General features: G+C 34.7%; 12 protein-coding genes. 3 read left to right on the top strand and 9 right to left on the bottom strand.

Annotated features, from left to right (window positions below; all coding sequences use genetic code 11):
- Positions 1-294: 294 nt before the first annotated feature.
- The 5 genes from KA878_RS10630 to KA878_RS10610 all read right to left on the bottom strand — a co-directional run bounded on the left by KA878_RS10630 (position 295) and on the right by KA878_RS10610 (position 4,520).
- Entirely contained in the window at positions 295-801 is a 507-nt protein-coding gene (locus tag KA878_RS10630; protein WP_075109125.1) for a YwhD family protein, read from the bottom strand.
- A gap of 69 nt (positions 802-870) precedes the next feature.
- The gene (locus tag KA878_RS10625; RefSeq protein ID WP_176747931.1) at positions 871-2,187 is read right to left on the bottom strand and encodes an HD domain-containing protein; all 1,317 of its coding nucleotides are present in this window, start codon (positions 2,185-2,187) and stop codon (positions 871-873) included.
- Between the two features lie 19 nt (positions 2,188-2,206).
- The gene (locus tag KA878_RS10620; protein ID WP_053030779.1) at positions 2,207-2,683 is read right to left on the bottom strand and encodes a GNAT family N-acetyltransferase; all 477 of its coding nucleotides are present in this window, start codon (positions 2,681-2,683) and stop codon (positions 2,207-2,209) included.
- A gap of 115 nt (positions 2,684-2,798) precedes the next feature.
- On the bottom strand, positions 2,799-3,335 hold the full coding sequence (locus KA878_RS10615) for a flavodoxin family protein (RefSeq protein WP_075109124.1): 537 nt from the start codon (positions 3,333-3,335) through the stop codon (positions 2,799-2,801).
- 249 nt (positions 3,336-3,584) lie between these two features.
- Positions 3,585-4,520 carry an aldo/keto reductase gene (locus tag KA878_RS10610; RefSeq protein ID WP_053030783.1) on the bottom strand — a complete coding sequence of 312 codons (936 nt, stop codon included), beginning with the start codon at positions 4,518-4,520 and terminating at the stop codon, positions 3,585-3,587.
- Positions 4,521-4,650: 130 nt separating this feature from the next.
- On the opposite strand from KA878_RS10610, the gene hypR reads away from it, so the two are divergent.
- From hypR to KA878_RS10595, 3 genes are all read left to right on the top strand, one after another.
- On the top strand, positions 4,651-5,091 hold the full coding sequence (hypR, locus tag KA878_RS10605) for a redox-sensitive transcriptional regulator HypR (protein WP_193839699.1): 441 nt from the start codon (positions 4,651-4,653) through the stop codon (positions 5,089-5,091).
- Positions 5,078-6,400, top strand: a complete 1,323-nt coding sequence (gene merA / locus KA878_RS10600) for a hypothiocyanous acid reductase MerA (RefSeq protein WP_193839700.1) — start codon at positions 5,078-5,080, stop codon at positions 6,398-6,400. Before hypR ends, merA begins: the two co-directional genes overlap by 14 nt.
- A gap of 233 nt (positions 6,401-6,633) precedes the next feature.
- Positions 6,634-6,837: a cold-shock protein gene (locus tag KA878_RS10595; protein ID WP_053031400.1), complete on the top strand. Its 204-nt coding sequence runs from the start codon at positions 6,634-6,636 to the stop codon at positions 6,835-6,837.
- A gap of 245 nt (positions 6,838-7,082) precedes the next feature.
- On the opposite strand, the gene KA878_RS10590 is transcribed toward KA878_RS10595, so the two are convergent.
- The 4 genes from KA878_RS10590 to mvk all read right to left on the bottom strand — a co-directional run bounded on the left by KA878_RS10590 (position 7,083) and on the right by mvk (position 10,634).
- Complete coding sequence (locus tag KA878_RS10590; RefSeq protein ID WP_070854315.1) at positions 7,083-7,424, bottom strand: YuzB family protein; 342 nt, start codon at positions 7,422-7,424, stop codon at positions 7,083-7,085.
- 209 nt (positions 7,425-7,633) lie between these two features.
- A complete protein-coding gene (locus KA878_RS10585) occupies positions 7,634-8,710 on the bottom strand; it encodes a phosphomevalonate kinase (RefSeq protein WP_193839701.1) in 1,077 nt (358 codons plus the stop codon).
- Between the two features lie 12 nt (positions 8,711-8,722).
- Positions 8,723-9,706: a diphosphomevalonate decarboxylase gene (gene mvaD, locus KA878_RS10580; protein WP_075109119.1), complete on the bottom strand. Its 984-nt coding sequence runs from the start codon at positions 9,704-9,706 to the stop codon at positions 8,723-8,725.
- A 4-nt stretch (positions 9,707-9,710) separates the two neighbouring features.
- Positions 9,711-10,634: a mevalonate kinase gene (mvk, locus tag KA878_RS10575; RefSeq protein WP_053031392.1), complete on the bottom strand. Its 924-nt coding sequence runs from the start codon at positions 10,632-10,634 to the stop codon at positions 9,711-9,713.
- Positions 10,635-11,041: the final 407 nt, after the last annotated feature.

Below are 11,041 nucleotides of genomic sequence, written 5' to 3'. Positions count from 1 at the left end.
GAATTTCTTGATGAAATTCTACAAGCAAAGCAAGCTGGGGTTGAGGAACTTAAGTGTTTAAACACTTAAGTAAGTAGTTCTAATGATTAAAATCAAAGAACTACTTTAGAGCCTTTCCCACAGGAAAGCGAAACAACTTAGACGAGTGAATATCTATCTAAGAATTTCTTTACAACCTAAGCGAAATGAGACTGACATACTTTATCAATGTATGAAAATAAGCCAGTAAATGAACTTATTAAAATTCACTTACTGGCTATTAAGAGTAGCGTCCCACGCTTAGTACTGTTTATACTATTCAAAAGCTTTGAATAATTCGTCATTCGAATTATTCCACATATCCTCATTGTGCGATTTTAAAAAGTCTTTCAACACTTTTTTATTTTCTTCGCCAATATGATCAATCATAATTTTATGTTTCATAGACTTATCCATCATATTGACATGTTCAGGCATACTCTTATAACCACGGCGTATAGACTTGTTAACTAATAAATAGCATGCAGTAACACCGGCATAGTACGGTCCAGTTTCACTACGCTCAGTTGTCACCCAACAAAGCCAATATTCTTTAGCTTCTTCGCCTTCGACTTCCGATTTGTCAGTTATCCATTTAACACCTTTTTCAACTTGAGCACGCGCATGCATACCACCTATATCAATAAACGCCTCTTTATTAGCTACATCTATAAATACTGGGGCAATATTATCTAAACTAATTGCACCAATATTCGTTCCTTTATGTCCGTCAAGCGGGTCATTCTTGATAATATTAAATTTAAAACCTTTATTCTCAGACACACATGACACCTCCGAAAACTTAAATTCATAATTTCTATATTATGTGTTATATATTAAAGTTTCAATGGCTTAATTCAATTCATTAAGTAAATTAATAATTGAACCCTTAATTTGTGGATTATCGATATTAAGAATCATTTCTTTAGGATAGTACAATTTATAATCTTCACGATTAATACCCGTAATACTAGAAATAACAAGTGATTGGCTACTAATTTCTCTAATATTACCATCACGTCTTAATAAATGTATTGGTTGTCTATTAGATCCTGGTCGATCATAATCATAAGGCAAATCAGAGAAAGCTTCACTAACGAAATAATAATTAGGATCAATATGTCCCTCTATAAACAGCTCTTGCAGTTCAGTAATAGTAATGATTGAACCATCAAATGGAATATATTTAAACAAGTCCCTATTGATAAAACGACGTGCTAAATCACTAAGAATGGCATCATCTTCTTGTATCCATCGCTTTAAATAATAAAGCACTACGACTTCATCTAAATCAACATATTGCTCGATTGTAACCTTCTCTTCGAAGAAAGGAACAAAATCTTCAGGATACATTTTAAAATGATAACCCTCGTTGTACAATTGTTTGACGCGTTTCAAACAATTATTTAGTAAAACTTCCCCGCCTCTACTAACCGGATGAAAGTATATTTGCCAATACATTTGATAACGACTCATTATAAAGTTCTCTACAGCATGCATCCCACTTTCTTTAATGAGTACTTCATCTTTTGAAGGTCGCATCAAACGTAGAATACGTTCCATATCAAATGTACCGTAAGAGACACCAGTAAAATAAGCGTCCCTTTGCAAATAATCCATTCGATCGGCATCAATTTGAGATGAAATCATAGAAATGACAAGTTTATTTTGATGTGTTTTATTAATAACATCCGCGACCTCTTTAGGAAAAGTATCAGATACACGACTTAAGACTTCATTCACTTCAGTAGGTCCTGTAATAATGGCTTGTGTAAATGCCTCATGATCTGTATTAAATATCTTTTCAAAACTATGTGAAAATGGACCATGCCCTAAATCATGTAATAATGCTGCACATAAAGCTAATGGTCTATCTGCATTATTCCACGCATCACGCCCAACAAATGATTCATCAATCATACGACGTACGATTTCATATACACCTAAAGAGTGACCAAATCGACTATGCTCTGCAGTATGAAAAGAAAGATATAATGTACCTAATTGTTTAATACGACGTAAACGTTGAAACTCTTTCGTTTTAATGAGATCCCAAATAAGTTGATCTTTGACGTGAATATATTTATGGATAGGGTCTTTAAATACCTTCTCTTCAGCTAATTTCTGTTCAACATAAGGTGTTTGCGTCAAATAAATCCTTCCTCTCATTACAGTATAGTGATAGGGATTATATACTTTTTTTCATTAAAGCTAAATCCATTTGTTCTCCATACATTTCTGGTTGATAAGAACGTACGATTTCAAAACCATTATTTTGATAATATTGAATAGCACCTTTATTTTTATTATCAACTTCTAAATATACTGCATCATATTTACCATCAAATTGTTCTAACCCTTGCTTAAGTAAGCTAGAACCGTAACCTTTGTGTTGATATTCTGGATGTACATAATGCGCAGATAAATACAGTTCTTTACCATAAATAAAATTAGCAAAGCCTATAATTTCATCATTATCCTCGGCTACTAAAAATAATTGTTCTTCTAAGCGTTTCTTTAAATGTTGCTCATTATAAGAAGCAGCTAATAGTTCATTAATTGTTGATGCTGCATAAATATTTAAATATGTGTTATACCATGCCTTAGTAGCAACATCTCTAATTGCTACGACGTCATTTGATGTGGCTTCTCTGACTTTAAACATACTTGATTCTCCTGACTTTACTATGGAATTAATAATGAAATTATATCACAGTAGTTATACAATCGCTCAATATAGCGTATTTATCGATGTGATTTATCGTACCTTTCATCAAAATCTACATTAGTGTTTCATTCCATTCTTTAGCTCTTTCGAATGCAAATGTATCTTTCGAAATATCTCCTGGTCGTTCAGCTGTACCGATAATATAGCCGTTAAGTTCAGCCCCAATAAAATCTAACGTATATTTCATTTGTGTAATACAAGGCTTCGCTTTCACTTTCGGACAATCTCCACCAACTAAAATAAGACGGAAATCTTTCTTTGCCATTCGTTCTTTGAAGTCTCTATAATTTGGATCAACCATTGTTTCAGACCAATGATCAATAAATGCCTTTAAAGATGCAGATATACTGTACCAGTAAACTGGTGATGCGAAGATCACCGTATCACTTTCTAATACTTGATCAATGATGTGTTTATAATCGTCGGTATAATTAGTAATGTCTTTATTATCATGACGGAAATCTCTTACAGGATTAAATTGGTAATCTGTTAAATCAATCCAATTATAGGCTAATCCTTCTATTGCATACTTAGTAAGTTGTGCTGTATTCCCCTCTGGACGACTGCCTCCAAATAAAACTGTAATCATGTCTATCCCTCTCTCTTAATTTATATTTAAAATATGCCATTATTTTTAAATTTGTTCGCTACATCAATACTTCATATTAATTTAATATTCGCATATTTGCCTAGTACCCTTATTTCATATGATATATGTGCATTTTCCTAAAATAAAAAAGAATCATTACTATTTATTCAAGTTTCTAAAAAAGCTCTTACACAAATATAAACGGTGTAAGAGCTTAAATTACTTCAATTTATTTTATATCCGCGTTTGTTATTCAATCGGAAATAGTTCGTCGATTTTTTTCAATTCATCATCTGTTAATTGAATATTAGCCGCTTCAATATTTTCTACAACTTGTTCAGCACGTTTCGCACCAGGAATCACTACATCTAGCGCTGGACGAGTTAAGTAAAATGCTAGAACCACATTGGCGATAGATGTATTGTGGGCTTCTGCAATACTTTGCAATTGTTTCACTCGACGCACATTATCATTAAATACCTCTGGTTGGAAGTCACGACGAGGCGCACGATGATCATCAAACGTTTGATTTTCCTCATACTTACCAGCTAAGATACCTGACGCTAGTGGGAAATAAGGAATAAATGTAATATCATTTTCAGCCGCGTATGCCATTACATCTTCATTTTCACGATGTAATAAGTTGTATTCTAATTGCACTACATCTACATAGCCATCTTTATTTGCCTCTTTAAGTTGTTCTAATGAGAAGTTAGAGACCCCAATTGCTTTAATCTTACCTTCATCTTTAAGTTCTTTTAAGGCTGCAACTGCTTTATCTTTCGGTGTATTTTCATCAGGAAAATGAATATAGTATAAATCAATATAATCTACTTGAAGACGTTTCAGGCTATTCTCAACCTGTTGTTTTAAATAATCTGGGTCATTGTTTTGAATGACATCATCATTATCTTTAATAACATGAGAACCTTTCGTCGCAATTTGCACTTGTTCACGTGGGTATTCTTGAACCACTTGGCCAACTAATTCTTCCGAACGTTCAGGACCATAAATATATGCCGTATCGAGCAATGTAATGCCATTATCAATTGCTTTGCGCACAACATCTTTTCCTTGTTCTTCATCTAAATTTGGATATAAATTGTGGCCACCTACTGCATTGGTACCTAATGCGATTGGAAATACACGAACATCTGATTTACCTAATTGTACTAAATCTGCCATTCATACTCGCTCCTTTATTCAAATATTACTACTTGTAGTTTACCCCATTCTGATTAAGACATTCATATTGACATTTTATATAAGATATACTTTAATGTAACTAATCAAGTTACATTAAAGGCGGTATACTATGAATTTAGAATTTAACATTGCAGTACACGTGCTAAGCTTTCTCACTAAGCACTCAGAGGAACATTTCAATAGTCAGGAATTAGCAGCACTTACTTGTCTTAATCCAGTGCAACTAAGACGCGTTGCTACAATACTTAATAACCAACAATTTATTGATACACGTCGTGGTAAAGGCGGTGGTTATCGAGCAAATGAGATTACACCCACGATTACGTTAGATACGCTGTATCAACTTTTTGTGTTAGATAAATCCCCTGCGCAACGTATTTTCACTGGTAGTGAAGAGAGTCATTGTACGATTTCTAAGCATATTGCAACCACCATGACTAAATATAAAGCGCAAGAAACTGCCCTAGTGCTCAACTTTTATCGTAACTTGACAATTAAGGACGTCATCAAAGATACACTTCAGGAGGACACAACATATGACACATTATAATTTATTAGTTATTGGCTTCGGTAAAGCAGGTAAAACACTTGCCAAATATGCAGCAGCACAAGGTCAACACGTTGCTTTAGTAGAACAATCGTCAGATAATTTTGGCGGTACATGCATCAATCACGGCTGTATACCTTCTAAAGTTCTCGTGCATGATGGTATTGACGGTACAGATTTTGGTTCTGCCTTTTCAAGAAAAAAAGACGTAGTTCGCGCATTAAATAAGAAAAATTATGATAACTTAGCAAATGATGCAAATATTGATGTATTCACTTACAAAGCTCAATTTAAATCAAATACTGAAGTCAATCTTGTAAGCGAAGATGGTACTATTGCTCAGACATTAACAGCAGATAAGATTATTATTAATACTGGTGCGAAATCAAATATTCCTGCTATCAAAGGGATAGAGACCGCACAACATTTATATGATTCACGTGGATTATTAAATATTTCATATCAACCGAAACATTTAGTAATTATTGGCGGTGGCTATATCGCTTTAGAATTTGCTTCAATGTTTGCAAATTTTGGTACTAAAGTTACTGTTTTAGAATATGGTTCACAAATCATGCCACGAGAAGATCAAGACGTGGTTGCCTATGCACTTAAAGATTTAGAAGATAAAGGCATTTCGTTTATTACAAATGTAGAAACACAAGCATTTAAAAATGAGGGCAATCACACAACAGTTGTAACTACTCAAGGTAATTTCTCAGCTGATGCCGTACTGTTAGCGACAGGACGTGTACCTAACACTGACTTAGCACTTGAACACACTGATATTGAACTTGGCGAACGTGGTGAAATTAAAGTGAACGCGCATTTACAGACATCAGTTGCCCACATTTATGCAGCAGGAGATGTCAAAGGTGGACTACAATTTACGTATATCTCGCTAGATGATTTTCGAATACTGCAGTCTGAATTATTTGGAGATCGTTCGCGAACAACGGGGAACCGTGGTACAATCCCTTACTCTGTCTTTATTGACCCACCATTATCTCGAGTTGGTTTAACGGCTAAAGAAGCACAGTCTCAAGGCTATAATTATATAGAAAATACATTACTTGTCTCTCAAATTCCAAGACATAAGATTAATAATGATGCGCGTGGAATTTTCAAAGTAGTTATAAACAAAGATAACGATATGATTTTAGGTGCTACCCTTTACGGTAAAGAATCTGAAGAAATTATCAACTTAATTAAATTAGCTATCGATCAGCATATTCCTTATCAAACATTGAGAGATACGATTTATACGCACCCAACTATCGTCGAATCATTTAATGATTTATTTAATATTTAAAATATTTTTTATGTGCCAAAACGTTGTCATATTAGTGCATGGAGAGATATAATTTCAACTTATCAATATTTTTAAAAATAAAAAGCTTTACTTATTAATGAATAACAGTTATAGTTAATCTAACGTAATAAAAGCTCGTGAATTTAAATGTAGTGTGTTTGTCTAGAATACTCTCTTTTTTATAAATGAATTTGTTACAAATATTCGTGCAAAAGCACATGGAGGTATTCTATATGAATAACGGTACAGTAAAATGGTTTAACGCAGAAAAAGGTTTTGGTTTCATCGAAAGAGAAGATGGTAACGACGTATTCGTACACTTCAGCGGTATCGCTGGTGAAGGTTACAAAACTTTAGAAGAAGGTCAAAAAGTTGACTTCGATATTACTGAAGGTCAGCGTGGCGAACAAGCAACTAACGTTGTTGTAATGTCATAGGATTAAACCTAATTAAGCGTCCGGGACAAAAATAATATAATGAAGCTATTTTGCAAATTCGCAGTAGCTGACTGAACTGAGCAATCGCTTAATTCAAGCTTTTCTCAGTTCTAGTCACCCTTGCGGGGGTGGGACAACGAATTTAAAAAGAATTCTGTCCCACTCCCGCTTTTTTTAACATTAAAAAAGCTACGACAATATTCAGATTAGAATACATTCATAGCTTAATTTATACTAACATTTAATTATTTATTCGCTTTACGTTTAGCTAATTTTTCTTTTAGCTTGCGGTCTTGTTCTTCTTTACGACGTTTACGTTCTTCATTACGTTTTCTTAGACGCTCTTCTTCTTCCGGATCTCTTGGTTTTTTAAGCTGGGCTGTGACTTTTTCTAATAGTTCGTCTTCAGTAAGCGCAGCAAGTGGACGATTATTGACAAAAGCAAACGTTTTTCGACGTCCAGGACCACAATAAGATTGGCAACCAATTTCAATTTCTGCTTCTGGATCTAACTTCTCTAGTTTTCTCTTCAACGTTTTAATATTAACCGCCTGACATTCATCACAAATTAAGAATTTATTTTTCACCTTGCCACCTACCTTTCTATATTGTCATTGCTATATAAATTTTTTAAAAAGTTTTACATACGCATCAATAAATTTAACTCTAATTATTTTACTCCTTTTACTAAAAAATTCAAGCAAATCATTAAAAGTCATGCGCACTTTCATTAAAAAAGAGCAAGACATTGATTCAACATTTGAATTTAGTCCCACTCGTTTACGTGCGAATATGATTATTGTCCATGATAAATTCTAAATTTCAACGGTTTAATACCGTGAGATGCCCATTCATCATAAATACGATTTTTATCGATACGATTATCGATAATTGCGATACCACAGTCACCACCGCCAGCTCCTGATGTCTTAGCAGCAGCGCCATAACGTTCTCCAATATCACATAATAATTTTAAATTTACAGTTTCGATATCAACCGTCGCCTCATTATCCATTTGTTGAATAATCATGCGATTTTGTCGTATCATCTTTTGAACACCTTTAATGTTATTCGTTTTAAAGGCATAAATTAAGTTTTCAACACACGCATGCGATTGATCAAGGAATCTTCCGTAGAAAGAAGGGTCTGATTTCAAGCGTTTGACTTCACTAACTAAATGTGGTGATGATGCAGGTGAACCTGTCCACCCGATTAACACTTCCATATTTTCTGGTGCCTGTAGTGGTTCAATATGAAGTCCCGGCCAATTCTTTTCTAGTACTTCATTAACTGAAGTTTCTTCCATCTGTTGTTTAACCCAATCATGGTCAAACGTACTATAAGCTAGCCATCCACTATACACGCTGACAGCTATATCACCACATGAACTTAAACTTTGTAGTCGCATGTTAGAAATGACCGCCAATTTATAAATATATAAATTAGACAATTGCATATCGTAAAACTCATTTAAAGCCTTAACAACAGATACTAAGACAGCTGCACTCGAACCAAGCCCATACTTATTACCTGAAGCATCATCTAAGTTACTGTCAATTTCTAAATGAAAGTGCTTTAATTCAATATTGCAACTTCTTGCATATTGTTCAAAAACTTCAATCGCAGTTACAACATATTTCAATTGACTCGCAGCATTGGCATCAGAGATATCTATTTTATCTTCATTGCTATTAAACGTTACAGGCTCATAATGTAGTGTCTTTGAGTGAATCGTACCTGTTACCTCATTTGAAGCTTCAATCGTAGCAGTCACAAATCGATCGACCGCAATTAAGACAGACTTATATCCCGGCTCAGTCACTGCATATTCGCCTGCTACATAAAGCTTTCCTGGTGCTTTCACCTGAATCATTATATCTCTTCCTTACTTAATTATTTCGACTCCTGATTGTGTAATATCACTTGTGATGATTTTTGATTGATCAAATGCTTGTAAAAATTTATCTACGATGGCTTGTTGATTTTTCTTCTCGATCAACACTTTGACATTAGGTCCCGCGTCCATTGTAAAGTAACATGGTAAACCCGCTTCCCTACATTCCTGAACGATGCGCATTGCATCGTAACTTTCTTGTACTAAATATGTAAATGGCGGTTGTGCACCTAAATTTGTAGCGTGCATACGTAAACCATTGGCTTCTATCACTTCACCCATACGCTTGAAATCTTTTTGACTAATTGCCGCTTTTGTCTCTTTCAAATCTGGTTCAACATGATCTAACCAATATTGATAAAAGCGAGACGTATCACGTGTCAATGACATGCCCGAGCGACTAGATACTTTTTTAGATTTATTATTAATGACTACAAAAATCATAGCCAATTCGTTTTCCCAATTGTCGGATTCAACACGGTGTGCATAAGACGTTTCATCATCATGCCCTTTTTCCCATTCAGCAAATCCGCCATAAATACTTCGCGATGCTGAACCAGAACCACGACGCGCTAAACGTGAAAGGTCTTTATCAGACAAACCTAATTGTAGAGCTTCATTACACGCACCAGCTAATGCAGCATACGCACTCGCTGAAGACGCTAATCCTGCAGCTGTCGGAACAAAATTCTCACTTTCAATAAGTGCATGTTCTGAAATACCTGCTTCTTTACGAACCATGTCCATATAACGTTGAATCTTAGCGCTTTCTTTAGCGTTTACAGTTTCCCCGTTTAGGATTAACTGATCTTCAGTCAATGTGTCGTCAAATGTAACACGCGTTTCAGTGTAGAAACGGTCTAGTGTAACTGACAAACTATTATTCATTGGAATAATTAATGCTTCATCTGCTTTACCCCAATATTTAATCAGTGCAATATTCGTATGTGCGCGTGCTTTACCACTCTTTTTCAATGGTTTATCCTCCTAACTTCTCAATCCATGTATGTTGTGCACCAGCTTTTTCAACGGCAGCGACAATACGCTTAGCTGTTTGCAATTCTTTAGCTAAGATAAGCATACTGCCACCTCGACCGCCACCTGTTAACTTGCCAGCGACCGATCCATTTTCTTCTCCTAAACGAAGAAACATTTCAATTTTATCGTGACTTACTGTTAATGTTCTTAAGTCATCTTGACATTGATTAAAGATTGTTGCTAATTGATCAAAACTATGATGCTCAATGGCTTCACTTGCTGAATACACTAAAGATCCAATATGTTCAACAATTTGCATGTAATTTTTGTCGTTATCACATAATTGATGGACATCTTCAACTGCTTGCTTAGTTGAACCTTTGACACCTGTATCGATAACAACCATATAGCCATCTAAATCTAATGTCTTTAATATTTCAACTTCACCTTTTTGATACCAAACAGGTTGATTTGTCACAATCGTCTTTGTGTCTATACCGCTTGGTTTACCGTGTGCAATACGTTCTGCCCAGTCTGCATTTTCTAATAATTCTTTATCCGTTAATGGTAAGCCTAAATAATCATAGCTTGCTCTTATGAAAGCTACAGCAACTGCTGCACTTGAACCTAACCCTCTAGATGGGGGTAAATTAGCTTGAATTTTAATTAATAACGGCTCTTCTACCTTTTTATTTTCAACGAAATGCCCTATTAACGATTTCAAATGTTCTGGCGCATCATAAAGTGGTCCATCATAGACATCACTTTGAATTGCTGAGTAATTCCCTTTTTCTAAACTTTCAATTAAGACTTTTACTTTTCCTGAAGTGAACGGAATCGCAATTGCAGGTTCACCGAATGTGACTGCATGCTCCCCGATTAATATTATTTTGCCGTTAGACTCCCCATAGCCACGTTGTACCATGATATCTCACCTTTAATATTCTTTCTGAAAAATTATTTTCGAGATCAGTGGACATACGTATCATGCATATATCCTTAATCTGCCAACTCTATGTATGCTTAAGTAACTTGGTGTTTGATTTATCGATTTTTATCGATGTATATATACGTAAATTTATCTTTAATGACATTTGTCTTCGTCTAAATTCATTTTTGCGTTTGTTGCAAACTGATTAAAAATAGACTCAAATTATTTACTTTAAAACTTAAAAATAATTATACCCTAAAATTTAAAATCTCTAACATACTGCTATGTCAATGGTTTACGATTGCTAGATCCATTCCGCGGTTTGAACCCACTCTCTGCGCATGATGATGACACGCAATATACATTGTTTTTATATTAATCCACCTAAACTATATTACTAT

It is taken from the genome of Staphylococcus sp. GDY8P57P (genome assembly GCF_017892585.1).
Classification (GTDB): Bacteria; Bacillota; Bacilli; order Staphylococcales; family Staphylococcaceae; genus Staphylococcus; species Staphylococcus borealis.
Note: the sequence above shows the minus strand (reverse complement) of the source record. Positions and strands in the feature narration are given on the sequence as shown.